Here is a 23338-nt window from a genome sequence, read left to right on the forward strand (position 1 = left end):
AAGCGGACCAGAGCGTGTTGGCTTCAGTTTGGAACCGGATCAGCCTTCTCCTGCGAAGAATCGAATTCGCGCGCACCTTGGGGTCACGATCCTCAGGCTGGAATCTCCGAAACCATCGGGCCGTCCGAGCCGATGGCAGAGAAACGATAGAACTTTGCCTCTGAACCAAGGTGTCGGAACTTCTGCCGCGCGAGCTGCAACAGCTTCTCATCGCAAGTCGAAATGACAAACTGCCTGTCCCCGTCCGACGAGTGAAGTAGCCCCGAAAGCAGATCCAATAGAGCGTATGTATTCAGATCGTCGAAGTGGGTTACCGGGTCATCCATCATGATGGACGAGAACCCGGACCAAGTCTGTGAGCTGCAGGCCGTCAGGAACAGTCCAAGCAGAAGCGTCTGAACCTGCGATTGGCTGAAGAAGTCGCTAGGTCGATGTGACTCTCCGTTTCTCTTGACGTGCACTGCAATGTTCGAGCCCCTGCTCGACACTTCAATCTCTCCGAAGCCGTAGACGGGCCGCAGGCGTCGTTGAATCACCGCAGTGCGAGGACCATAATCGCTAGTGAAATGCCGGGTCGCAGTTTTCTGCAGCTCGGTCAACAACTTCGCCATCTGGTTGAAATAGGCTTCCCATGGCTGGCGAACTGCGATTGCCTCGTTGGCCTGTGCGACCTTTGACTTCCCGTCATCCACGCGGGCCTTGATGCTCTGCATAGCCGCAGCTGTCGCCACAGCATCCAACGCCACCTCCAGTGCTTGAGTCTTGTCTCGCAGATTCTTGGCATAGCCCATCGCTTCAAAGGCCTGCGTGGTGGCCCCTATCATGTCACTGTCCTTGGCGTCCGCAGACAGGCCCAAAGCAATCAGCGACTGACCGAACTCTTTCAGCCTAGCATCGAGCTCGGCGCGGCGCGCGGCAGCCTTGTTAGCAGCTTCTCGAGCAGCTTTAGCGCGCGCATCTGACTGACGCTCCGCGGCCTGAGCTAAGGCAAGCTCTTGCAAGGCGACTGTGATCTGCTGCTTCAACTCTTCGGACTTGCTTCGCTCTTTTGACAGCAGCTCGTTGAGCTCTTCCGTGGTACTGGAAAGACTTGCCTGAGCCGTCCTCGGATCCGAGGCAAGTTGTTTGAGGGTGGATTCCGATAGCTGAATCGAGCCTTCCAGACGTGCGACGGCAGCGTCAGCTTGGTTCTTTCGAGTGCCCGCGGCGACCTGTACGTCCTGAGCCGCTCTGTGCTGTTCCTCGACGCGACGCGCCTCTATCGCGAGCTGGTCACGCCGTGCTGTCGCTTCAGCCACAAGTACCTTGAGCCGGTCTTCTACGCTGTTGTCAGCATTCGCATCACTTCCATCCTCGAGAAACGGCGCGCCTAGCCCAGAGGCGTGCTGAGCAAACGTCGCTGCGATCTGTACGATGCGGTCGCGCTCCTTGGTTGCTTGCGAAAGCTCCGACTGAGCCGCCTGCAACTTCGAAGATTCCTCTGCCGCCCGCGCCTTAGCTACCTGGTGAGCTTCTCGTTCGTTGGCCAGTTGCGCAGTGACCTCAGCCAACCCAGCACTCTGCGGAGTTTTCGCGTCGATCGCTGCCAGCAGCGCCTCCATAGACCCGTGGTCATGAGCACAAAGAAGACATGTACCTGATGAAACGTGACGCCGCAGTTCCGCGACTAGTGCTTTTACAGCCGACTCTCGACCTTGAATTTGAGAGAGTGCTCGTTCAGCTCGGCCAATCCGAATTTCTAAGTCATTCGCGGCCTGTCGCGACTGCTGTCCTTGCTGCATGTGTCTTGCGATGGCGTCATTGCATGCAGCAATCCGTTCTCGGACCTTTGCGAGCGCGGGACGGAGTTCGCGGACCTCGCTCGCCCGACGCAGGGCCTGCATTAATGGCTCAATGCTTGCCGTGGCCACCTCCGCTGCGCGCCGAGCCGACTGAAGTGCCCCTATCGCAGCCTTCTCACCAGCAACGGCGCTGACGGCGGCCTCGTCTGACAGCGTCTTGTCTTTACGAACGCCTTCAAGTTCGCCGCGTGCAACTTGGGATTGCTCCGTGAGCTGATCAAACCTCGGCTTCGATTCAATGACCCAAGCGATCGAAGTCAGACGCCCATCAGCCGTCCCGGACTCGCTGACTACGCGTTGGCTTTTGGCGTGAGCTTCTTCGAGGGCAGGAATTGTCTTCGCATACTCTTCAGCTGCTGCCAGAGCGGCTTGATCAAGTTCGGTTGCCTGCCCCTGTGCTCGCACTAGCTCCTCAGTCGCGCTACGGCGCGCCGAAGCTAGCCCGGAGGACGATCGCAATCGCGCATGGCGCGTCTCTAGCAACTTCGAACGCTCTTCTAGCTGAAGGCGTAGGCCTTTGAGGGATTCAAGATTTCCTTCGATGGCCTCCACGACGCCAATTTTGCGGGCGCCTGAGACGATCGCAGCGAGCGACGACTCGATCGCACTGGCATCAGCCGCGGACGAAGCCAACCCACTCAAGCGCTCCAGTTCTCGAGAGTCAGCTTCTGTCCTTGTGTTCAAGTCAATGATCTGGCCACGCGCCTGATTTATGCTCTGGCGCAGGACTTCCGCTACATCAGATGCTTTTTTCGCGCCGGCAACGTAGTCCTCAAAAGCCAGCATCTTGGACACGAGATCGCCATCGACCTCGCATTTGTCTGCAAAGCCTCGAGTGAGTTGCTGATTCTCCTGACTGAAGAGGTGTGTTGCACGAAAGAGCGAGACCATGTTGTCAACGCGATCAGCTTGAGGTGTCTCGCCTCCCGTCAAGAAGGCAAGAATCTCCTTGCGGTCAACACCCTTCTTTCCATTCAGTGTCGCCTTGGCTGCATCGCTAAGGTCACGCGTCATCGACTGAGGTTCCCCGTCCTTTAGGAACGTCAGCGTCACGGAAGTCTTGTCGCCGTCCACGCTATCTAGGTGTCTCGCGGCCTTCAGCAACGGAGTGGCGCCTGCTCCGAGCGCCAGTCGCCCGATGCCTCCAGTTGCTGCAAAGTCCAATGCGTCAAAGAACGACGTCTTCCCGAACCCGTTCGGGCCATAGAGCACCGTCACGGCCGAGCCCAGTTCAAACTCACGCTTGGTTCGATACGCTCTGAAGTTCTCGATCGCGATCGACTTTAGGACTGACTGCCTCCTTGCAGTCGGGAGAGTTCCAGTTGCTGACGCGGCCCGGGCCTTCGGCTCAGCGCTCAGTGTTGGCTCACCATACTTACCCGCCAGCGCATCAGTCACGATGGCCGCGGCGCTTCTGCTGCCTGGAACAACCACGAATTTGGCCAGATCGGCCTTGACGCCGAGATCTTGGAGAAACGTCTGCGCAGACGGGGGGCGAAGCGTTTGGCCTGTGACAGGAGCGAGCGGAAGGAAGGGAAGCCTCACCAGGCTGGCGCCGATCTCGTCGCTAAGCTGAACTACGAACTTTCGGCAGAAGTAGACGTCGACCTCCACCTTCGAACAGAACTCGTCAGTGGGTGCGTGCGTTGGCGGCAGGCAGTACACGAAGGAGACGTCCTTCGTGTTCCAGTCCATGACCTTGGTCTTGAAGTGCTTCTTGAACGCCGGGTAGAGGATGTCGTACTCGGCCTCACCTTCTCCTAGTGCGAACGCCACGACCAAGTGCCCTGCTTCGACGATCAACAGCGGCGCCAAGTCATCGTCGACCGAAACCTCCGACACCTTGGCGTTCGCCAAAGCGCTTCGCAAACTACCGGACAGCTTTGCGAGAGTTTCGCTATCAGTTGAATACGGCATCGAGTTTCTCCCGGAGGTCTTCTACAGTCTTTGACTGGCTATACGCCTTGAGCACAGTCTGGTAGCTGACCCGTCGCGTTGCACTACCAGGGTCAGTGATGTTCACTTCCGGCCTGCGCTCCGGATCATCAAAGATTGTTCGCTCTTCTCGATCCCACTCGGTGTTCTCGCTGTCGCGAGAAATGATAAGCAGCGGTACCTTCGAGTGAATGTTGCCATCCGCGATGTGCCTGTCTGTTGCTTCATGGGTGCGTCCCCTGACCGCCACAACGTCGAAAGGCTCTTCGCCTCGCACTGTAGCGTGAGCAAGCCTTCCGTGAATCTCGCCGGCATAGCCGGCCAGAGTGACGATCGACATGGTCTGGTGCAGGTGGTCTACCGCGGCCGACTCGGTGGAGCTCCATTTATCCGCGGATCGCTCGTTCTCCACAGCCGCGAGACGCACTGATCGTTCGGCCTCCGCGATCTGAAGCTTTCGCACTGCATCAGTCGTCCCAGAACTCGCCGGCTTTGATTCGTCAGCCAGTGCGAACTTCGGATGCTTCGTCGCCAGGCTGTGGTCGTCGTCAAGCTCGTCATGAAGCCACTTGATCACCGCGGGCACCATGCCTGCCGTCCTGGGGCAGTCTATTCCGGTAAAGGGATGAACGGTCGCATGCCTAAGGGCGGCCTGTCGCCCCGCGACGCCCGGAGCCGCATGGCGAGCGTCGCTTTTGACGAAAGAGTGGATGCATGCCCCACTCTCACGAAAGACGGCATCGCCAAAGTTCGCCAGTGGGTCCCCTGCGCGGTAGGAGGGCCCGCCGTCACTAAAAGTTGGAACGCATCCCGAGCGAGCGAACTGCTGCGGTGCGTGAATCACGGCCGATGTACCGTAGTCCGTCACTCGGCCCGGTGAAGCCTTGCCCGCGACGTTGGCCATCACCAAGCAGGATCGCTCGCGGCTGGCGGACGCGTATCTGTTTTGGTCGAAGAAGTTCTGAACCTGGGCCATGAACGACGGGTGGCTTGGCGCGTCGTTGCACTGCATCAAGAAGACCCATGTCAGTTCAAATGAGGCGCCAACTAGCTGCGCTGCCCTATCCATGCTCGCGTGCACCCATTCCCAGACCCGTTTGCCCCCAGTATCGCCAATCCAATCAAAGCAAAGCAGCGAATGAAATCGATAGGTCGCACCGTTGTCGAACTTCCCCTTGAAGAGGTAGATCGACTTCCCGCCGTACATCCCATTGGACTCAACCGCCCGTTCGGGCCAAGCAGGCGAGATCTTGGGCTGCACCCACTTCTTCACGCCAGAATCGGTCTTGACCCACGTCACCGAGCAGTTCACCCAATGTTCATCCAGCAGACGCTCTAGTCGGTTGGCTTGACTGTCGAAGCAAACATCCCCTTGTGCGACTAGCTCACGGAATTGCGCGGGCGTCATCCCCTCGATGCCGCCAAGCACAACTGTCCGAGACGGCCACGCCGCGTCCGCCATCGCGCCGTCAATCTTCGCGATGCCTTCTAGGCCCGGAATCGTGTACTCGGGAAATACCGTGAAGTGTGTCTTGTCTTCGCCGTGAGGACGTTGGCGCGCTATCGCCAGGGTAGCGTCAACACATGCCAAGAGTCGCTCTCTCGATGCAGCTTGGCACGCGAACGGCGGTGTCGGCAGGAGATCAAGAAATGGCTGGGCGAGCACCATCGCCACACCTCCCGCTGGGAAAGTCACGCCCAGCGGCTCAAGATCGATTTCATTGACGGCGATCACTTTGCCTCCCTCGTCTCGAACGTGCGGCTCTCCGCACGGCGCAGCCGAAGCGGCCGGCCGACCTCGACTTTCTTTTTTGATTGGTCATAGCTCCAACTGTATGTCGGCTTATACGCATCTTCGCGGAGTCCGCCTCTGTAGAACGCAACGCGCGATCAAGCCCGACATGTCGGCTGCCGACGCTGCCAATACCGGACAATGCGGCCACGAGTGGCTAGAGCCGCTCTGCAGCGAGAGCAATCCTTCGCCGGCGATCCGCAAACGACCGCAACCGCTGCAAAGCGGACATGTGCAAGGGCAAGGCGCTCGGCTTCCGCACGCCCGCTGAGAAGTTCAGCGAATGTGTTGTGTCGACCGGTTGAATCCGCGGCTGAATGCTGACGTCTGGCTCAGCGCCTGGGAGAACGCTACGCCAGTATGTTACGACTCGCGCCCGGCACTTTTGCCGGCCCTAACTTCTGACTTGGTCGTCGTGGAATCAAACTTCTTTGCTCGGCGGGGTATCGGGTATGTACTCCAAGAGCTCCGCAATAGTGCAGCCGTAATGGCGACAAATCGCATTCAAAGTGTCGAGATCGAGGCGCGTGGTTGATTCGCGATACAGGGCAGCTACCGTGTTTCGAGCTAGGCCAGTAGAACGGATCAGGTCGGCGAGTTTCTCTTTGTTTTCGCCCATGAGCCTCGAAAGGTGTATTCGAATCATTTGACGGCGTTGCATGTATGCAACAAGCTAAACGAAATAGTCATGTAGTTGATGCTTTTGATCTGCTAAAGTATCAACAAGCTGATCATGTTGATCGGTAAGGAGACTATTATGGGCAGCAAGCTAGTGTTTGGGTTGAATGTGCCGGTGCCGTGCAACGGAGCGGCGCTCGCATGGGCGGCGGGTTTCGTCGACGGTGAGGGCTGCATCCGCATCGCCAGGCGCGACCCCGGCGGGGATGCCAATCCCGTTTACAGCCTCGAGGTGACAATCACCCAGAACTGCCTGGTCACCCTCGAGCACTTCAAGAATGTGCTCGGAATCAAGAGCAGCATCTACGTGTTCGGCGGTACAGGGACGGCGCGCAGCCCCGTCTATGGACTGACATACCGCTGCACGCGAGCTAGAGAACTGCTCGAAGCCCTTCAACCGTACTTGGTTCGCAAGCGCCGGGAAGCGGAGGTGGGCATCGAGTTCGCGCATCGGGCAAGCTTCGCACGTCAGGGCCGGCGCCGCCATTCGGACGCAGAGATCGCGCTTCGGGAGGGTTACTACCTGCGGCTGCGAGCTCTCAAGCCCCGTGGTCCCGCGGCGGTGATCCAGTGAGTGCGCGACGCAAACTGGGCCGGGCCAGCCCGGACAAGCGAGATCTCGCCGCGTGCGTGCTGGCGCTGGCGCGCGAGGCTTCCAAGGAGCACGAGCGCGCAGCGGCCACTGCACTATTGGCGACGTTGCAGCCCGATCGGACGCAACTCAACCTGCCATGGACCGATCACTTCAGCATGCGCATCTGCGATGGCCGAGAGCTCGAGCGCGCGCTCGCACAAGCAAGAGGAAAGGGAAGCGACAACCCAGCGGTGGAGTCGTTCCTTTCAGACCTGCAAGAAGAACCCGTGGAGCGGGCCCTTTCGCAGCCACCTCTCCTCGAAGCGCTGGCGCATTTGGCTGATGGGTTCCCAAATTTCCGGGAGGTGGTCACGTTCCTGGTGGGGCGCACCGCATTGGCTTTGTTGGAGCCATGCAGCCCTCTGTTGTTGCCGCCGCTAATCCTTGATGGGCCTCCCGGGGTAGGTAAGACTGCTTTTGCCACGGCATTGGCGCACGCCCTCGACGTGCCACTGCTCACGCTCCAGCTTGGGCATGCGACCGGTCCCTTCGATCTCGGTGGAATGGATCCCAAGTTTCAGGGCGGTGGGCCGGGGCTTCTTGTTCGGACAGTGGCTCTCGGCCGTGCCGTGGATCCGCTCGTGCTCCTTGACGAAATCGACAAGGTGCCCAGCGACCGAAACCACGATCCGATCGGCCCGTTGTATTCGCTGCTGGAGCCCTCGACCGCGAAGCGCTTCATCGACGACGGCATCAAGTTGCCGCTGAACTTGAGCTACGTGCGCTGGATCTGCACCACGAACGACGTGCGGCGGCTGCCTGCGGCGATCGCCAGCCGATGCCAGATCTTCAGCATCGCAGCGCCTACCTCCAACGAGGGGCGCGCAATCGCGCGCAAGGTCTACGCCGGCATGGTTCGAGAGCAAGCCTGGGGCCGCCATTTCGTGGCCGAGCTGCCCGACGACGTCGCAGACCTGCTGGCGAGCAGCACGCCCAGAGAGCTGACGCGTGTGCTGCAGAACGCCCTCGGCCTGGCCGCCCTCGAGCAACGCCCGACATTGCGCGTCACCGATTTCACGCCAGCTGAACCGCCCCGGCGGGGCCCTGGCTTTTTCTAACCCTCGAGGATTTCCATGCACGCTTCACTTCACCCCTGGGCCTCAACAAGCTGGACCGAGGCTTCAGCATCGCTCTTTGAACCCGATTCGGAACATCGCATCGCCGAAAGTTTCGCGGACGAGGAGGGCGCCGATGACCGACACGTCGACCTGGACTGGATGGATGCTGTCCACCCAGCCGGTACCTTCATGGTGATGCACCTGGACAGCATTTCGACGGGCTGGCGCAAGCTTGCTGCTCGATCGATCGGCAAGATGCTTGCCGTGGCTGGTGGGAGCCCTGAACGGCGGCGGTGCATCGCCACGATGCGCGTCTTCAGCACGAACACGGAGTTGTGCTTCTCGGCGAGGGATGGCCATTGTGCCGACGACGTTCTCGCTGGAATCTGGCGCAAGGCACGGGGAAGAGCACGCACCATCTGCAAGGACTGCGGCAGGCTGGCACGGGTGCGGTTGATCGGTGAGGAGGAAAGCGTCACCCAGTGCACGAAATGCGTGGCTCCCGCGCTGCTGCAGCACGAAATCTGGGAGCTGGGCCAGTCCGTGAGGTTCCTGAAGGCAGTGGGAAGGCCGATCGTCAAAAGCCAGATCCCGCCACTGCTACGCGCCAGCTTCATCAACACGGCAGTGGCAAGTCCTAATGCGAATGCAGAGGGCAAGGCCCAGATGCTGCCTGCGCAGTTCGTGCGTTGGGCTGAGGGCTGGCGGCTCATCGGCGAAGGGTTGAAGGTTCGCCATTGATCAGCAGCCCGACTTCCGCCCCTTTCGTTCGGCTGGGCTACTCCACAGGCTGGCAATCCGACAGCGTGAAGAAGTGGCTACCTTCCGCACCCGGCGCATGCTTGTCGATCTGAGCGTCGACCCACCCGCCGACGAATTTGGACTGGGCGGGGGAGCACACGAAGCTGATCTCATCGCGCTTGGTGACGTACATGGCGTCGCTGCCCGCACTGTAGGAGTGGAGATCCAGGCGCACACGCTTGAACAGGAGGTCCTTTGAGATGACGTGCTCGCTGCCCTCAAGGCCTTCGATCCTTCGAGCCTCGGTGACCACCTGCGCATACGTCAGGGGCGTCGACTGCGCAAGAGCCGCGGTGGTGGCCGTAGTGGCCAGGAAAGTGAGCAGTGCGAGCACTGCGCCGGAAAACGTCGCGTTCATGGTCTGTATGTCCTTGTTGGATTGACGTGGGCGCTACGCCGCAGCGCCGCGAGCAACGTGTGGTGCCGGAAGTTCAGCGCGAGGCGGTCCAGCCTTCGGATCCCTTGATGAAGCGCATGGCGGTCGGGACCTTGCCGCGCACCCCTTGCGGTGGCGTCACATCGAGCTCGATGTCGCAGAGCCACGCCGCTCCCGTGTCTTGGCGGCAGCCCAGCTTCTTGACGCTGTGGACCTGGGGCATGAAGCTTTTGGACGACCCCCGCGAGAGCCGCTCCATCTGTTCGGCGCCTTGGGATGCGTTGGCAGCCACGGCCTTCTCGAGGTCACCGGCAGAAGGTTCGCTGCTGCAACCTCCAAGCAAGGCCGCGATCGACAAAAAAAGGGCGGTGACTGCGAGGCGGAGCGAGAGCATGTGCGTGGTTTTCATGGCGTTCGTCCCACTCAGATTGCCGGGCGGTTGCCGCGGACCGCGTCCTGCTGTCTGCGCGTGGCTTCCTGCGCGGCCGCCTGCTGCTTCGCCTGCAGAGCCTGGATCGCCTCTTGCGCGAGGCGGTGATCGAGGAGCCATGTTTGGAAGCTCGCCGCTACACCCGGGCCTTTGGGGTCGAACTGCACTTTCAGCGCCTGGCCGCATTTCACGTCGAAGCCGCCAGGCCCTCCTTGCCAGCCGAAGCCCGAGCCACCGCAGCTGGCTGTGGCTTTGCCGGCGGCATCGGTGTTGCGCACGTAGATCTCGGGGTAGTAGCCCGTGCTGGGGCCGTATTTCTTCGTCAGGTCCGCCAGCGTCTGCGGGATCGAAATGCCGCCCGCGTTGAAGACTTGCCGATAGATGGCATAGGCCTTGCCCTGCGCCCCGAAGTACACGGCGAAGCCATTGCGCTTCCAGTCGATGCCCTTCAGGTCCGTCCCAACTTGTACGGCCGCCTTAATGGCTGCCACCGAGGCGCTGGCCTTGCCGTTCCCGTCCGCGTAGTAGACCGTCAAGAACTTGAAGCGCGGGTCGATGGCCTTGAGCGCCGCCTCGATTTCGGCGGGCGAGGCGCCCAGTCGAATCCCGGCCACATCGTCGGCACCCAACTGCGCTGCGGCCGGCAGCGACCAGACGGCGCAGCCCAGCAGCGCTGTAGCTACAGCGACGTGAGCACGCGGAACACTCCAAGAAAAACCAAGAATCGAAGCCATAGATTTCCGATCGAAAGTCATGAACAAACCTGGCCGGCAACGAAACCATTTGCGCTGACGGCTTCCACGCATTCGCGAAGGTGGAGATGGGAATGCATTCCGCGCCTAGCCGACGTGGGTGCACTTCTCCCCCAGCCATGGCTGGCGCCACTGCTGTCCTTTGCGACAAAATTGAACAAACTGGGAGAGCTCGGCCGGACTCGCTGAATCAACAGCCCATCGTCGGCATCCCTCGCATCAAGGGCCCGTCAAGCGGACCCCTTCCGCATTCGGCATTTCGACCATCTGATGGCCTGTGAGATTCGCCAGCCACGCACCGATGTGCCGAAGCGTCGACGCAGGATGTGCTTGCTCATGACGCTCGCCCTGTGCCTGAGGCGTTGGGCCGGCGAAGCGTCGGTTTGGCTGGTTTAGGGGGCCAGAGCGTGGAGACGGTCAGGCCGGTGATCTCGGCGATGCGCGCTGCGATGCGAGCCGATTTAGCGGCGCCGCTGATCACGTGGGAGACCATGGATCTCGAGACCAGCAATTCGTCCGCGACAGCTGCAGGCGTGGTACCTGCCATGCGGATGGCCGCCTTGATCTGCTCTGGGTGCATGGTGGTACGCTCCAACTCAACTTGTTGAGGTCGCAGCAGAAAGTCGCTGCGCTGAGTCGGATTGTGGGTACGAATGAACCCATTGGCAAGGTATATTTATGAGTTCAATCGGTTCCAGGCTACGCGATCAGCGCGAACGGTTGGAATACAACCAGTCAGATCTCGCCGAGATCGGCGGAACCACGCGCAAGTCACAGTTTCTCTACGAGACGGATGCGCGTCGGCCCGATGCCGACTACCTCGCCGCCATCGCGGCGGTGGGCTTGAACGTCCTCTTCATCCTGACCGGAAGCGAGGAGGGGGCTGAGCCGATTCAATTCACGGCCGAGGAGCGAGACCTGTTGGAGCACTTTCGAAAGGCGCCCAGCGCCGTGCGCAAGGCCGCGATGGGAGCGCTCTTGTCGGCCACGCCCACCGCGATGCCTAGACAGGAGCGTCGCCCGCCTGCCAGCACGAAAAAGGCCGCTCCACCGCGCCGCGGGAAAGACGACGCGAAGAAGCAGGGATGAGGTAGCGCGCCGCGCTCCCTTGATTGACTTCGATGGTCTTCGAGATGCATTCCGAGGTGCTAGGCCCAGGGCCAAGGCCAAGCACCTCCGGGCCTCTCTCAGTCGAGCAGGTAAGCAATCATCTTGGCGTGCACCTCCTGAAGCCAGCCTTCCGCGATGTCATCGATCGCGGCGCTGAAATCATCGTCCATGCGCTCGAAGAGCGAGTCCCGCACTGTTGGCCACAGAGTCGGTGAGCTCACAATGAGGATTTTGAAGCGTTCGATACGACCCCATGGGTCGTCGTCGTCGTCCAGACCCGGTTGCTCAACGGGCAAGGCAACGCCCCAGCGCTTCAGGAGTTCGTCCAGCTTCGCAGCCGAACTGGTTGTGCTTGCAAGTGAAATGTCCGGCAGATAGCCCTTAATGCCCGAGGCTCTGTCGTTGCTGGCGGGCTTGGCGCGGGTGCCTGAGGTCTCGATGATCTCTACGTCGACATCGCCGACGACGCCACGGGCATCGATCATCGTGTCCCACTCCAAGCCGACGCCAAAGCATCCCGTGGTTGCGGCTTCGGCAAGAGTCCATCCCGAAGCATTGCTGAGCCATCCGAGATAGGTGACCGTGATTTGGCTCGAGAGCTGTTGGATTCGATGCGAACTGATTTTCATGGTGCTTCCTTTTTAGCCAGGCACGAGCCAGCTTCAGCAGGGCGCTGAAACTTTGAAACTCGCGAAACACCCGTTAAACGGCGGATGGCCTGACTTGAAAAAGAGCACCTGAACAGGATCAGGCATTGAAAAAGCGACGCACGGATGCGCGCTACCTCGACAACGCAGACGTCGGGCAACTGGTTGACAAGGTTCTATCGTTAGGGCGCCCCATTACCGTTCGGTCTTGAAGAGGTTGAAGTAGTCCTTGTCGTATTGCCGGCCGCCATGGATACCCCGCATCGTTCTCCGGCAGGACACGACGTAATTCTGCTAAATGGTTGATTTCTTCACCGTTTAGGTTAAGGTTTGGTTTTGCATCTCAAAGGTAAACCAATGGCAACGAAATCTCTCTCGGCCCTCAACGCGCAGATCCAAGAGCTTCAGCAGCAAGCCGATGCGCTCAAAAAGCAGGCGGATGAACTGCGCAACCTTGAACGCGCAGGGGTGATTGAGGAACTCAAGGCCAAGATTTACGAATACGGCTTGACCGCCGGCGACCTGAGGCTGGGCTCATCGATCAAGGCCACAAAAAGGGCATCCGGTTCGAAAAGTGCGGCGAAAGCAGCGCCGAAGTATCGCAGTGCGAACGGTGAAGAATGGTCCGGGGGGCGTGGTCGCAAGCCGCGCTGGGTAACAGAAGCGTTGGCCGCCGGAAAAGCTCTGACCGAGTTCGAAATCAAGTAGCCTGCCCGTCACCTGAAATCATTGGTCGCCGGTAATGTGGCCAACATGGTTCCATAAAAACTGCACCAGACCGGACGCTGGCTCGGACGTCCGGAATTTTTCAATCAGTACTTGAAGCGGCGTCGTGCTCGCTGCGGGTTCGGCTTTGTCCCCCACCCAAGGGGACTGCAGTTCTTTGATGCTGTCGCCCGTCACCCCTTCTTGGGATTGTTGGCGTGCGGTGCAACATAGCTGATTCTCCGCATGCGTTGAACGAAGCGCAGCGTTAGTAAGTTCTCTCTTTAGCACAAACTAAATGCTTGTACGGCTGACTTTGCTCCTGTTGGCATCAAAAAAATGAGCGTTCTGGCAAAGAGGCGGGAAATCGCGTTTTAAAAACGGATTGCGCTCGGCTTTTTGACGATTTGCGCCCGAAATGGGCTGTACATTGAATGTGCAGAAACGAAAAGACCTCCCCAAGAAGCTGCAACTTCAAGGAAAGGCCTTTCGGCGAAGCAAATCGCGCTTTGGATGACTGGAACCGCTGACCTCCTGTTGAACACATGGACAGCTCACTCTGGTCTTCCAAGGCAACCAAGAAACCTGAAGAGGAGTTTGGCTATGCCAACGGTACATCAAACCCACGGTCCGCACAACGGTCCACCCATGAAAGTTCGCGTGACTGCGAACATCCGCACCCAGGCGGACACCCCGCCGAGTCCAGCAGGGATTTCGGATACCTTTCCCAAGCCGCCGCTCGAGAGAGGGAGCGAAAAGGCCCCCATGAAATACCTCCGAATGCCCGAGGTAATCGTACGGACAGGTTTCAAGAAAACCTTTCTGTACGACAGCATCCGCGAGATGACCTTTCCACCCCACATCAAGGTTGGACGTTGCTCCTGTTTCATCGAGTCTGAAGTGCTCGCCGTGCAGCGTGCTTGGTCGCGTGGGATGAGCAGAGAAGAAATTCGCCTGCTCATCGCCAGCCTAGTCGCCAACCGCTAGCCCAACCAGCGGAATTCCCCGTTTTGATCTCTCCCGAAATGTCGGGAGAAGCCGCTGCATTCTCGAAATAAAGATCAACGCACAAATTCTTGAAAGAAATCATGAAAAAAGATAAATCCATCTCGCTCGCCGTTCTCTCGGATGTCTCTCCTCTGGGCTCCATCGCGGGCACGTTCACGCAGCTCGATGCTCATGCCGTCGTCCTGTCCCCTTACTCGAACCGCATGCCCAGCGACCCGAGCGACCGGTTCTATCTGGAACTCCGAAGCCTCGTTGCCTTGACCGGCGGCAACGTCACGCCGGCCGTCGTGTCAGTGGAGCCCGATCCCCAGGACCCTAACCAAGACATCTATGTCCTGATCAGCGGACACCGAGTGTGGGAGGTGTGCAAGGAGTTGAGCCTCAAGCTGAATGTGGTTCTCGTGAAGGGACTCTCCGCCTTGGAGGTGACGCGGCACATGTCGATGTCGAACGCCGGCCGGAAATCGCTGTCGGGCCTCGAGGCCGGGCGCAGTTTTGTGAAGTACCTCGAGGCCAAGCTCTTCATCAACCAGGCCGAACTGGCTCGCGAACTCGGTGTCGCTCCCTCTGACGTGAGCAACGCGATCAAGCTCGCCAGGCTGCCAGACATCGTCATCGCGGCATTTGCGTCGCCCGACGATCTCCAGCATCGGTTTGCCAAGGAACTGACCGATGCGCTGAAGGCCGACGAGAAGAAGGTGCTGGCTTGCGCGCGACGACTGGCCAAGCGACAAGCAACTCTCGTCAAAAAAATGAGTGCCTTGGAAGTCTACGAAGAGCTCACCGGAATTCCGAAAGACAAGCTTATGACGGCAGGTGCCGCGAAGCCGGAAGCAGCGGTCGCTGCTACGGCGTCGGAGCTTGGCGAACCTGCTCCGGACGCGATGGCCAAATCCTTGGCTCACTCGGACAAGGAGCCGGAGCACGCGACTTCCACCGATGCACCCTCGCATGTGCAGGGGAGGATGGACAAGGATGCGGAACCTGAGGCGGTGCCACCGTCGAGCAGCCGGCCGTTGCTGAGCCATCAGGTTCGGACGGAAGCCTCCTCCGCTATTAGACCGTCTACGGAATGGCCAGTGGCGCTGGGGAACGGTCCGATCGTTGGCACCATGACGCGTTTTGAGACGGGAGCGATTCGCATCGACCTGCAATCTCAAATGGGTCTGACGCGCCAGCACTGCATCGACTTGCTCCAACATCTCTCGGAGTTTCTCGAGCCGAGAGCATTCGGCACAGACATCAGTTCGGATGTCGATGTCGAGGACGTCGATGGTACGGATGGGGATGGGGACGATCAAGACTTGATCAGCGATTGAGAGGCACAACACCATGACCACTTCGCCGTCACCCACATCGATCTCGCGTCTTCTGCCCCGCCTGGGGGGCGGGTTGGAAGATGCGCCGCGCGCCGTGGTCTGGTTCCACTGCGCAACCCATCCCGGCGGCGGGGTGGGTTCGCAGTCGAATCTCGACTTCGACTTCCTTCTCGAATGCGGAATCCTGATCCAGGAGGTGGGGGGCCAACTTCCTGTCCCATCAGCTCAGCTGAACACAGCCAGCTTACGCGTCATACCCGAACCGCTTCGCAGTTCAGGCATGACGCGGCTGGCGAGGGAGGCGTTCCGCCTCCCTTCGAACCCTCCTGCTCCTCCCATCGACTTCAGCATCGGTCGTGCTGACGCACGCACGCTGCTGAAGACGGAGCGCTCCGATGTCTGAGGACCTCGACGCGCAAAACCTTCCCATGCGTCAGGAGAGCTTCAAGCTCACTGACGCTGACAGCGCCGAGCTGAAGGCCTTGGCCCGTGGCCAAAGCAGGGGAGCGCTCCTGCGGCAATGGATCCGCCAAGCTAAAGAGAATTTCCCGCTCACACTGCTGCCTGTCACCAAGAAGAAGCAGCCCAAGAAGCTCAACAAACCGGCAACCGATCCGGCGAGGCCTGCAGCCGATCCTGAACTCATCAGGCAACTGGCGCGGCTTGGAAATCTGCTGAACCAGATCGCCAAAGGACTTCACTTCTGCCGGCACCAGGGCAGGGCGGCAGATCTCGCCTTCATCCACTTCCTGCTGCTCATGATCGACGGTCACTTCGAGTACCTGCGCGAGAGCTATACCTTCGCCCCGAACGCCTCGGACACTGACACGCCCGGCGGAGAGCCGCCGTGATCATCAAGTTCCTCAAGCAGAAAACCGGCGACCCGGCGGTAGCACTCGCGTACTGCTCTGGAGAGAGCGATCCGAACAACGAGGAGCGAGACGAGATCAGGCTCCTGGAAGGTTCACCAGAGGAATTCGTGAGGGTGTCGTCGACGCTTTCGTTCGCGCACGCCTTCCAGAGCTGCGTTATGAGCTGGTCGCGAGGGGACGCGCCAACCGATGAGCAACTCGAAGAAGTTCTCGGTGACCTGAAGAAGCTTGCTTTCGCGGGGATGGACCCCAGCCGGTTTTGCTACTGCGTCTACCTTCATCGCAAGGCAGACAAAGTCGACATCCACGTTCTTCTCTCGAATGTCGACCTGGTCACGGGCTTGCACTTCAATGTCGCACCGCCGAAATGGGAACACAGCTACTACCCTTTTCGTGACATGCACAACGCGCGCTGGGGCTGGGCCAGCCCGAAGGACCCAATGTTGGCGCGCCCAATCGTTCCTTTCTACCCAAAGCACGGCTCGATCGCTGTTTCGCCTCCGAAGCCCGGCTCTGAGTCAGATGCCGCGAACAGGATTCAGAAGGAGATGCTTGTGCTCGCTCGGCAGGGCGCGATCAAGGATCGTGCTGGCCTGGTCGCAGCGCTGGCAAAGACGTACGAGGTGAACAGGACGAATGGAAAGGACTATGTTTCCGTTCGCCTTCCGCAATTCAGCAAGCCCATCCGACTCAGAGGGCTCATCTTCAATAGGGATTTCGAGCCATCGATGCTTCCGGCGCTCGCGCCAATGCCGCGTCAGGTGCGCACGTCGGCCGATCAGGCAGCGGACAAGGACCCGGTCGGAGAAGCGGCGGCCAGGGTTCTGTTTGAAGCTGCAGTGCGACGGCGTGCACTCCGGAACTACGACCGCTACCTGGCGCCGCGAAAGCGCGCGTCGAAGAAGATGTTCATCTCGCAGGCTGAGACGATGGATCTGCCGCCGATCGACTTGGCATTGACGCTGGCAGCGGAAATCCCGAAGGACCAGGAGGCAGCTTTCCAGGAGGCAACGAAGGTGACGGAGTCTGACGAAGCTATGGTCCGGAACCACAATTTGAAGGCCTGGACGGCTTTCCTGAAACAGCCTTCACCATCCCGAAAGGCCAAACGTGAGCAAGATCTTGAGTCAGCTATTTCAGCAGTCGCTGAAGGATTTGGAGAGCGAGTTCGTCGAGACCTTGGAGAACGGATTCGAGGAGAGATTGGACGACTTGCGGGGAGGCTTGAGAAACTTGGAGACGCGGTTCGAGTCTTTGCAGCAGGCCTTGTCGGGCGAAGCAGGGCAGCGCGTGCCAGAAAAGCCTTAGGCGAAATCACCTTGGGGCTAGCTCGACACAGGAAGGCAGATCACCGCGACAACGAGTGATCCGATTTGGGACCGATGCAGAGGTGGACAGTTCACGCCGGCTCCGGTGTCAGCGCGTTCAGCTGTACCCTGGTAGCCCCGTCGGCGAACACGTCGCGATCCTGCTCATGCAACAGGCTGTTGGCCTGCACTATGTTGTCGGCGTTGTGCGAACCGGCACCAAGTTGGAAGACGACGTCTTTGTAGCAAACGGAAATGGTGCGGTGGCACTGGGTATGAGCAACATTGCGGCAGGCGACAGCGGCGGCAGGTCGGGCGCCGCACCGGGCGCTGCCCAGCAGTTGACCAACGTGAAGAACGACGAGACGTCCAGCACCTCGACCGACGCGGTCAATGGCAGCCATCGCTGGTCGAGCGCAAGCTGGTCATTGCCATCGTGGACAAGGGCCACCAGTGCGTGGAAATCGAAGGAGTTCGAATCCTGCGCGCGGGTCAGAAACGGGGCGTCACCCGAATGCTCAAAGCCATGATCCATCGACTAAGTGCCATCTAGCCAGCGATAGGTCACATGAAGATGGACGGGCGTCTGGGTCAAAACCCGCTCAAGGGCGCGCTGGGCGATGCTCTGCACGCAGTGATGCGTAGCGCCGGGTTAGGGGGCGGGAAAATTCCGCTGAGCATGCAGTAAACCTTATCCATCAAGGGAAAACCCGAATTACAAATTCAATCAAACCCAATGTAAGATCCCATCAGTGTTAACAATGAATACATAATTATTTTTCACCTAAGCGGAGCGCGCAGCTTCGCGAAGCTGGACGCGTTCTTGCTGCTGGTGAAATTCTGGCCAGAAGTGATTGCTGTTTTTTTACTGGCACAGGGTTAACTTGAGATACTAAGTTGTTCATTAACGTAATCTGGAGCAAATATGCCTTTATGGAACATTTATCACCCGGTCGGTGCTTACACTGCCGAAGACAAGCAGGAGATGGCCACGCGCATTAAGGATGCCCATAGTGCCATTCCCAAGTTCTACGTCGGCGTCCTATTTCAGGAAATCCCGAAGGATTCGTTCTATATGGGAGCGGAGCAGCGCGACAACTTCGTGAGACTCAGGGTGGATATCTTTGCGCGCCACATCTCGAAGGACGCGGTCTGGACGGAGTCCTTTCTTCGAAAGATGAACGAAGCGATCGAGCCCTTTGTGCAACGCCGAGGCTACAACTACGAGTTGCATGTTGGCGAGACTCCACGCGAGCTTTGGCTGATCGATGGTATTCACCCGCCTAAGCCAGACACCGTCGCGGAAAAGAGATGGAGGCTCGAGAACCGTGCATCGCCCTTCGAGCCGGAAGAAGGTTGACCGAACCCTCGTCGCACGGATTTGCAATCTACAAGGACGCATTGCTTTTCATCGATGGGCAGTGGTTCAGCGTCGCTGATGGCCGTATGCTGCCGCTTTACACCCCCTGAAACGAGCGAAGTGCTGGCTGGAACAGTTCGGCGGGCACATCTCCCGCGACAAGGCCTGGACCGAATCGTGGCTGCGGCAGGATGAATGAAGCGATCAAGCCGTTTGTACAAGGTCGAGGCTACAACTACGAGTTGCACGTGGGCGAAACGCTCCGTGAGCTAGGGCTAATTGATGGAATTCGCCCCTCCCCCCCGGTATGCGGATCCGTAAGGGTGAGCAGAAATGGAAGCTTGAAAATTATGCGTCTCGATATGAATCGAAAAATGGAAAGTACTGAATCTGGCGCATAAGTGCTGGGGTTCAGGTGTTGAATAGCTCACTTTTCAATGAAATGCGGCGTAACCTGCGCGCAGAAAAAGCTTAGTCCGCCATTGCAAATGCCGGATTGACTCGCTTCTCTGCAACATTCTTGGGTTTATCGGTGCGATCCGTATTTCGAGATGCGAGCGACTCGTGCTCGTGGTCTCTGGGTGTTTGTGCGCGTTAGCGGATTGCGCGTGTTTAGTGAGAACTTCCATCTGGATGCTTCCCGACAGTTCTCCCTCTCCCTTCATTCATTCATTTATTGGACTTCTACCATGTATAGCGACGTATCTCTCTTCATAGATGGACAGTGGACTGGAGCAAGCGATGGCCGAACGCTGCCGATTCATAACCCAGCAACCGGCTCGGTGTTGGCGCAGCTCGCCCACGCTTCGCGCGAAGACTTGGACCGCGCACTTGACGCGGCCGACCGAGGATTCAAGACTTGGCGCAGGGTCTCGGCCTTCGAGCGCAGCCAGCTGCTACGTCGCGCCGCCGGCATCATCCGGAGCCGCGCTAATGACATCGCCCGGTTGATGACCCAGGAGCAGGGCAAGCCACTAAACGAGGCCAGAACGGAAGCCTTGGCTGGGGCCGACATCATGGAATGGTTCGCCGAGGAGGCGCGTCGAACCTACGGCCGGGTCATCCCGGCGCGCTCAGAAGGCGTGACCCAGATGTCGCTTCGCGAGCCGGTCGGGCCGGTCGCTGCCTTTACTCCGTGGAACCTCCCCATCAACCAGGCGGTGCGCAAGATCTCCGCAGCCCTTGCGGCCGGCTGTTCCGTCATCCTCAAAGGGCCAGAAGAAACGCCGGCTAGCTGCGCTGAGTTGGTGCGTTGCTATGCCGATGCAGGCCTTCCCGCCGGCGTTCTTAATCTGGTATTTGGTGTTCCCGCTGAAATCTCCTCATACTTGATTCCGCACCCCGTTATCCGCAAAGTCACCTTCACCGGCTCCACTCCAGTGGGTAAACAGCTGGCCGCGCTGGCCGGACTACACATGAAGCGCGTCACCATGGAGCTGGGCGGCCATGCGCCGGTGATCGTCTGCGACGATGCCGACATCGTCACGGCCGCAAAGACGCTGGCGGGTTTCAAGTTCCGCAACGCCGGACAGGTGTGTGTATCGCCCACCCGCTTCCTAGTGCAGGAAGCCGCGCATGCCGCCTTTGTGGAAGCGTTTACGGCCGCCGCAGGCTCCGTCAAGGTAGGCGACGGCCTAGCCGAGGGAACCATGATGGGGCCGCTGGCCAACCCGCGCCGCCTTGACGCAATGACCTCGCTTGTCGCCAACGCACGCCAAGCTGGCGCGCGCGTGGCCCTCGGTGGCAACCGCATCGGCGGCAAGGGTAACTTCTTTGAACCTACCGTGCTGGTGGACGTGCCGTTCGAGGCCGACGTGATGAACAACGAGCCATTCGGCCCGCTGGCGGCGATTACCACCTTCAAGACGCTGGATGCGGCGATCGCCGAAGCCAACCGCCTGCCTTATGGCTTGGCGGCCTACTGCTTCACGCGCTCGTTGAAGACGGCCACTGAGCTGTCCAAAAATATCGAGAGCGGGATGGTCGCCATCAACCATTTCGGCCTGGTTTTCCCGGAAGTGCCGTTCGGCGGCGTGAAAGATTCAGGCTTTGGTTCCGAAGGGGGGAGCGAGGCGATCGAGTCCTACCTCAACATCAAGTTCGTCACTCAGGTGGGTGCGTGAATACTGCCACCACCAGAGGCGGCAAATCACGCATTGGCTCTCCCTCACCTATTTCCAACTTTGAATTGGCGACCGGACACACGTGCCGCCCGAAGGACATACCATGACCGCCGCCCACGACCTACGGAACAAGATTCTCGGCAATCTCGAGAATCCGCTGAAGGATTGCAGCATCGACCTGCACGAGCATTTGCGTTCGGTGCTGGCTCTCTGCAGCGCCTCGGAAGAAGACATCGGCGGGCGGCTGACGTTCTCTGGCGCCGACCCGATAGTTAACAGCCGGCTCCCATTTGGCGCCATGTCCGCCATCAGCCTGGCCGCGAAGGCAGTGATGGTGGCGAAGATCTGGCGCGAGCGCAGCGGTGAGAGTCAGGACATCCACGTCGACGTGCCCAAGGCGTTTCGACGATTCACGCCGTTCTGGGACAAGAAGTGGGAACTCGTCAATGGCTTCCCAGGCAAGCAGGATCCCTACAACCCGTTCTATGCGCAGCCCATCATGCATAAAACCAAGGACAACAAGTGGGTGATGCCGCTGAACATCTACCCCTCCGTGCGACAGAGGGCGATGTCTTTGTTGAAGGCAAGCGATCCGGCGTCGATTGCCGAGGCCATAAGCCGGTGGGACGGCGAGGCACTGGAACGCGCCGCCAATGAGGCCGGCATCGTCATGGCACTTGGCCGGCCGATTGAGGAGGTGGTCGAGCTGGATGCATTCTCGCAGTCGGTCGGACTTATGCCGCTGATCGAGATCGAGAAGGTCGCCGACGGCGATCCGATCCCGTTCAAGCCCGGAGCGAAGACGCCGCTGGACGGCGTCCGAGCCCTGGGCACTTCGCACGTCATTGCGGGGCCGGCGATCGGGCGGAGCCTAGCACTGCACGGCGCGGACGTCCTGAACATCATTCGTTCGCAAACTGCGGAGTTGGACCTGTTCCACTTCACCTCGCATGTTGGGGTGAGAAACGCCCACCTCGAATTGCAGGACGACAAGCAGCGCGAACAACTCTATCAACTGCTTTCGCAGGCCGATATCTACTTCAACAACCATCGGCAAGGATGGCGCGAGAGATTCGGCTTGTCGAACGCCGATCTGCGGCGGTGCAATCCGAACATCATCGATGTCGACGTCTTCTACGCGGGAGAAACGGGCCCGTGGTCGAATCGAACCGGATTCGACATCTCGGCCGGCCTCGCCTGGGGCCTCAACAACATCGAGAGCCCGGACGATAAACCTGCGCACCCGCCGCACGTGGTGATCTGCGACTACCCGACCGCCTGGCTGGCCGCTACCGGCGCGATGGCCGCCTTGTATCGGCGATCTGTGGAGGGCGGAAGCTATCGCGTCAAAGTCTCGCTGGGGCGAGTCGCCCTGTGGCTGCCCGAGATGGGCATCTTCGATCGCGCCTTCGCAAAGGCCGTGGCTGGCTCCGGCGAGGGACACCTCTATCCCGATCCCGAACCTTTCACCGTCGATACGCCCATGGGCACCTACACCGGGGTGTCGGAGATGGTGGAGATGAGCAGAACCCCCGGCAGCTACAGACATCCGCTGACGCCCATCGGCTCGTGGCGCCCGGCCTGGCTGTAGTGCAAATACCACCCGGCTGGTGTGATAGCGAGCCGGCTGCGAGAAGTTCGTTTTCTCGTGTCGGTAGAGAGATGTTCTGGTCACCGCCTCTCGATGAGGGCGGGGCCATAGGCTTCCCCACACGTAAACGATGGATACGGTAGTGAAAAACTCGAAGCTTGTCCGTCTGGCACTAGGTCACGAACGTCCTGTCGCTCGTACAACCTCTTTAGCCCGACCCTGTCGGCGCCGGTTGAACCTTGACCCCCCCGCAGCGAACAACGTGCTCGTGCCATGGCGTTTGTAGTCGTGGGGGACGCCTTCTACGTAGCCAAGCCTATAGGCAGCATCGGCTGTGTGCGCTCCAGCGCCTGGAATTGGATTTCCTCATTAACGCAGATGTCCAGGGCGTTGTCAGCGGGCTCAGGTATGGCCCGACTACGTCGCGCAGCTTCTCGGTGTAAACCGGGTCGTTGGGCAGCTTGAAGCTGTCGCTGCGATGGGGCTGCAGGCCAAAGAGCTGAAAGTGCCGCGCGACGCTGGTCTTGGAAATGCCCGTCTGGGCCGCTGCCGTGCGCACGCTCCAATGCGTTGCGCCATCGGCCGGTTTGGCGTGCAGCGTGGTGCTGATCAACTGCTCCAAGCGCTCGTCATGGATCGTGCGAGGCTTGCCCGGACAACCGCCGTCATGCAGGCCAGAGATGCGTCGTTCGATGAATCGCGCGCGCCACTTGCCACTATGGCCTTGGTCAGTTGCAGCCGCCCGGCGATGGCGCTATTGAGTTCGCCATCAGTACTGCTCAGGACACACACCCTGCACTTAGGGCCGCAGGTAGCGAGCGGCTGCGCGCAAAAGACTGAAGCCGCTACCCCTCGTCCTCGGCCAATAGCAAGTCGGCTTTTGACCTTCCCGTTCTCATAGCCGTAACTCCGTTCCAAAGATTCCGCATTGCTGAGCAGAAATAATGCCAGTCAATAACGGGACAGGACAATAGGTCTGCACGAGTGCCAACTGAATCA

General features: G+C 59.6%; 22 protein-coding genes and 2 pseudogenes. 14 read left to right on the top strand and 10 right to left on the bottom strand.

The window, feature by feature from the left end:
• Positions 1 to 92 precede the first annotated feature (92 nt).
• The 3 genes from QTI20_RS11290 to QTI20_RS11300 form a co-directional block, all read right to left on the bottom strand.
• Positions 93 to 3758 (bottom strand): AAA family ATPase, encoded by a 3666-nt coding sequence (locus tag QTI20_RS11290; RefSeq protein WP_286556282.1) that lies wholly within the window; start codon positions 3756 to 3758, stop codon positions 93 to 95.
• The gene (locus QTI20_RS11295; protein ID WP_286556284.1) at positions 3742 to 5511 is read right to left on the bottom strand and encodes a hypothetical protein; all 1770 of its coding nucleotides are present in this window, start codon (positions 5509 to 5511) and stop codon (positions 3742 to 3744) included. The genes QTI20_RS11290 and QTI20_RS11295 overlap by 17 nt, the downstream gene beginning before the upstream one ends.
• 478 nt (positions 5512 to 5989) lie before the next feature.
• Positions 5990 to 6229 (bottom strand): helix-turn-helix domain-containing protein, encoded by a 240-nt coding sequence (locus QTI20_RS11300; protein WP_353507304.1) that lies wholly within the window; start codon positions 6227 to 6229, stop codon positions 5990 to 5992.
• A gap of 96 nt (positions 6230 to 6325) precedes the next feature.
• On the opposite strand from QTI20_RS11300, the gene QTI20_RS11305 reads away from it, so the two are divergent.
• From QTI20_RS11305 to QTI20_RS11315, 3 genes are read left to right on the top strand one after another with little or no spacing between them, the layout of a single operon-like run.
• Entirely contained in the window at positions 6326 to 6820 is a 495-nt protein-coding gene (locus QTI20_RS11305; protein WP_286556287.1) for a hypothetical protein, read from the top strand.
• The gene (locus QTI20_RS11310) at positions 6817 to 7938 is read left to right on the top strand and encodes an AAA family ATPase (protein ID WP_286556288.1); all 1122 of its coding nucleotides are present in this window, start codon (positions 6817 to 6819) and stop codon (positions 7936 to 7938) included. The genes QTI20_RS11305 and QTI20_RS11310 overlap by 4 nt, the downstream gene beginning before the upstream one ends.
• Before the next feature lie 15 nt (positions 7939 to 7953).
• A complete protein-coding gene (locus QTI20_RS11315; RefSeq protein WP_286556290.1) occupies positions 7954 to 8679 on the top strand; it encodes a hypothetical protein in 726 nt (241 codons plus the stop codon).
• Positions 8680 to 8716: 37 nt separating this feature from the next.
• Here QTI20_RS11315 and QTI20_RS11320 read toward each other — a convergent pair whose 3' ends face one another.
• The 4 genes from QTI20_RS11320 to QTI20_RS11335 all read right to left on the bottom strand — a co-directional run bounded on the left by QTI20_RS11320 (position 8717) and on the right by QTI20_RS11335 (position 10877).
• Positions 8717 to 9097, bottom strand: coding sequence for a hypothetical protein (locus QTI20_RS11320; protein WP_286556291.1), 381 nt, complete (start codon positions 9095 to 9097; stop codon positions 8717 to 8719).
• Positions 9098 to 9170: 73 nt separating this feature from the next.
• Entirely contained in the window at positions 9171 to 9524 is a 354-nt protein-coding gene (locus QTI20_RS11325; protein WP_286556292.1) for a hypothetical protein, read from the bottom strand.
• Between the two features lie 14 nt (positions 9525 to 9538).
• A complete protein-coding gene (locus QTI20_RS11330; RefSeq protein ID WP_286556293.1) occupies positions 9539 to 10279 on the bottom strand; it encodes a hypothetical protein in 741 nt (246 codons plus the stop codon).
• Between the two features lie 352 nt (positions 10280 to 10631).
• Entirely contained in the window at positions 10632 to 10877 is a 246-nt protein-coding gene (locus QTI20_RS11335) for a helix-turn-helix domain-containing protein (protein ID WP_286556294.1), read from the bottom strand.
• 98 nt (positions 10878 to 10975) lie between these two features.
• Between QTI20_RS11335 and QTI20_RS11340 the strand changes: the two genes are divergently transcribed.
• The gene (locus tag QTI20_RS11340) at positions 10976 to 11386 is read left to right on the top strand and encodes a helix-turn-helix domain-containing protein (protein ID WP_286556296.1); all 411 of its coding nucleotides are present in this window, start codon (positions 10976 to 10978) and stop codon (positions 11384 to 11386) included.
• A 98-nt stretch (positions 11387 to 11484) separates the two neighbouring features.
• Here the strand turns inward: QTI20_RS11340 and QTI20_RS11345 are convergent, their stop codons facing one another.
• Positions 11485 to 12036, bottom strand: coding sequence for a hypothetical protein (locus QTI20_RS11345; RefSeq protein ID WP_286574198.1), 552 nt, complete (start codon positions 12034 to 12036; stop codon positions 11485 to 11487).
• A gap of 375 nt (positions 12037 to 12411) precedes the next feature.
• Between QTI20_RS11345 and QTI20_RS11350 the strand changes: the two genes are divergently transcribed.
• The 6 genes from QTI20_RS11350 to QTI20_RS11375 all read left to right on the top strand — a co-directional run bounded on the left by QTI20_RS11350 (position 12412) and on the right by QTI20_RS11375 (position 17325).
• A complete protein-coding gene (locus tag QTI20_RS11350; protein WP_286556300.1) occupies positions 12412 to 12762 on the top strand; it encodes an H-NS histone family protein in 351 nt (116 codons plus the stop codon).
• Positions 12763 to 13407: 645 nt separating this feature from the next.
• The gene (locus QTI20_RS11355; RefSeq protein ID WP_286556302.1) at positions 13408 to 13746 is read left to right on the top strand and encodes a helix-turn-helix transcriptional regulator; all 339 of its coding nucleotides are present in this window, start codon (positions 13408 to 13410) and stop codon (positions 13744 to 13746) included.
• A gap of 89 nt (positions 13747 to 13835) precedes the next feature.
• A complete protein-coding gene (locus tag QTI20_RS11360; protein WP_286574199.1) occupies positions 13836 to 15086 on the top strand; it encodes a ParB/RepB/Spo0J family partition protein in 1251 nt (416 codons plus the stop codon).
• 13 nt (positions 15087 to 15099) lie between these two features.
• Positions 15100 to 15489: a hypothetical protein gene (locus tag QTI20_RS11365; protein WP_286556305.1), complete on the top strand. Its 390-nt coding sequence runs from the start codon at positions 15100 to 15102 to the stop codon at positions 15487 to 15489.
• Entirely contained in the window at positions 15482 to 15937 is a 456-nt protein-coding gene (gene mobC / locus QTI20_RS11370; RefSeq protein ID WP_286556306.1) for a plasmid mobilization relaxosome protein MobC, read from the top strand. Before QTI20_RS11365 ends, mobC begins: the two co-directional genes overlap by 8 nt.
• Positions 15934 to 17325, top strand: coding sequence for a relaxase family protein (locus QTI20_RS11375; RefSeq protein WP_286556307.1), 1392 nt, complete (start codon positions 15934 to 15936; stop codon positions 17323 to 17325). Before mobC ends, QTI20_RS11375 begins: the two co-directional genes overlap by 4 nt.
• 130 nt (positions 17326 to 17455) lie before the next feature.
• Here the strand turns inward: QTI20_RS11375 and QTI20_RS11380 are convergent, their stop codons facing one another.
• Positions 17456 to 17800, bottom strand: a complete 345-nt coding sequence (locus tag QTI20_RS11380) for a hypothetical protein (protein ID WP_286556308.1) — start codon at positions 17798 to 17800, stop codon at positions 17456 to 17458.
• Between QTI20_RS11380 and QTI20_RS11385 the strand changes: the two are divergent.
• From QTI20_RS11385 to QTI20_RS11400, 4 genes and pseudogenes are all read left to right on the top strand, one after another.
• Positions 17693 to 17953 (top strand): annotated as a pseudogene (locus QTI20_RS11385) (hypothetical protein); the annotation flags it as partial. The gene QTI20_RS11380 and the pseudogene QTI20_RS11385 overlap by 108 nt on opposite strands.
• A 237-nt stretch (positions 17954 to 18190) precedes the next feature.
• Positions 18191 to 18625, top strand: a complete 435-nt coding sequence (locus tag QTI20_RS11390) for a tautomerase family protein (RefSeq protein ID WP_286556309.1) — start codon at positions 18191 to 18193, stop codon at positions 18623 to 18625.
• A gap of 689 nt (positions 18626 to 19314) precedes the next feature.
• Entirely contained in the window at positions 19315 to 20748 is a 1434-nt protein-coding gene (locus QTI20_RS11395) for an NAD-dependent succinate-semialdehyde dehydrogenase (protein WP_286556310.1), read from the top strand.
• A gap of 103 nt (positions 20749 to 20851) precedes the next feature.
• The gene (locus tag QTI20_RS11400; RefSeq protein WP_286556311.1) at positions 20852 to 22339 is read left to right on the top strand and encodes a CoA transferase; all 1488 of its coding nucleotides are present in this window, start codon (positions 20852 to 20854) and stop codon (positions 22337 to 22339) included.
• Between the two features lie 249 nt (positions 22340 to 22588).
• Here QTI20_RS11400 and QTI20_RS11405 read toward each other — a convergent pair.
• Positions 22589 to 23238, bottom strand: a pseudogene (locus tag QTI20_RS11405) (helix-turn-helix domain-containing protein); the annotation flags it as partial.
• Between the last annotated feature and the right edge of the window lie 100 nt (positions 23239 to 23338).

The organism is Variovorax sp. J2P1-31, assembly GCF_030317215.1.
In the GTDB taxonomy this organism is placed as follows: domain Bacteria; phylum Pseudomonadota; class Gammaproteobacteria; order Burkholderiales; family Burkholderiaceae_C; genus Variovorax.

Bases quoted from the DNA above. Each gene is read 5' to 3' on its own strand.
- QTI20_RS11290 (WP_286556282.1), bottom strand. From the start codon at position 3,758: ATGCCGTATTCAACTGATAGCGAAACTCTCGCAAAGCTGTCCGGTAGT.
- QTI20_RS11300 (WP_353507304.1), bottom strand. From the start codon at position 6,229: ATGCAACGCCGTCAAATGATTCGAATACACCTTTCGAGGCTCATGGGC.
- QTI20_RS11305 (WP_286556287.1), top strand. From the start codon at position 6,326: ATGGGCAGCAAGCTAGTGTTTGGGTTGAATGTGCCGGTGCCGTGCAAC.
- QTI20_RS11315 (WP_286556290.1), top strand. From the start codon at position 7,954: ATGCACGCTTCACTTCACCCCTGGGCCTCAACAAGCTGGACCGAGGCT.
- QTI20_RS11320 (WP_286556291.1), bottom strand. From the start codon at position 9,097: ATGAACGCGACGTTTTCCGGCGCAGTGCTCGCACTGCTCACTTTCCTG.
- QTI20_RS11325 (WP_286556292.1), bottom strand. From the start codon at position 9,524: ATGAAAACCACGCACATGCTCTCGCTCCGCCTCGCAGTCACCGCCCTT.
- QTI20_RS11330 (WP_286556293.1), bottom strand. From the start codon at position 10,279: ATGGCTTCGATTCTTGGTTTTTCTTGGAGTGTTCCGCGTGCTCACGTC.
- QTI20_RS11335 (WP_286556294.1), bottom strand. From the start codon at position 10,877: ATGCACCCAGAGCAGATCAAGGCGGCCATCCGCATGGCAGGTACCACG.
- QTI20_RS11340 (WP_286556296.1), top strand. From the start codon at position 10,976: ATGAGTTCAATCGGTTCCAGGCTACGCGATCAGCGCGAACGGTTGGAA.
- QTI20_RS11345 (WP_286574198.1), bottom strand. From the start codon at position 12,036: ATGAAAATCAGTTCGCATCGAATCCAACAGCTCTCGAGCCAAATCACG.
- QTI20_RS11350 (WP_286556300.1), top strand. From the start codon at position 12,412: ATGGCAACGAAATCTCTCTCGGCCCTCAACGCGCAGATCCAAGAGCTT.
- QTI20_RS11355 (WP_286556302.1), top strand. From the start codon at position 13,408: ATGAAAGTTCGCGTGACTGCGAACATCCGCACCCAGGCGGACACCCCG.
- QTI20_RS11365 (WP_286556305.1), top strand. From the start codon at position 15,100: ATGACCACTTCGCCGTCACCCACATCGATCTCGCGTCTTCTGCCCCGC.
- mobC (WP_286556306.1), top strand. From the start codon at position 15,482: ATGTCTGAGGACCTCGACGCGCAAAACCTTCCCATGCGTCAGGAGAGC.
- QTI20_RS11380 (WP_286556308.1), bottom strand. From the start codon at position 17,800: ATGGATCATGGCTTTGAGCATTCGGGTGACGCCCCGTTTCTGACCCGC.
- QTI20_RS11390 (WP_286556309.1), top strand. From the start codon at position 18,191: ATGCCTTTATGGAACATTTATCACCCGGTCGGTGCTTACACTGCCGAA.
- QTI20_RS11395 (WP_286556310.1), top strand. From the start codon at position 19,315: ATGTATAGCGACGTATCTCTCTTCATAGATGGACAGTGGACTGGAGCA.
- QTI20_RS11400 (WP_286556311.1), top strand. From the start codon at position 20,852: ATGACCGCCGCCCACGACCTACGGAACAAGATTCTCGGCAATCTCGAG.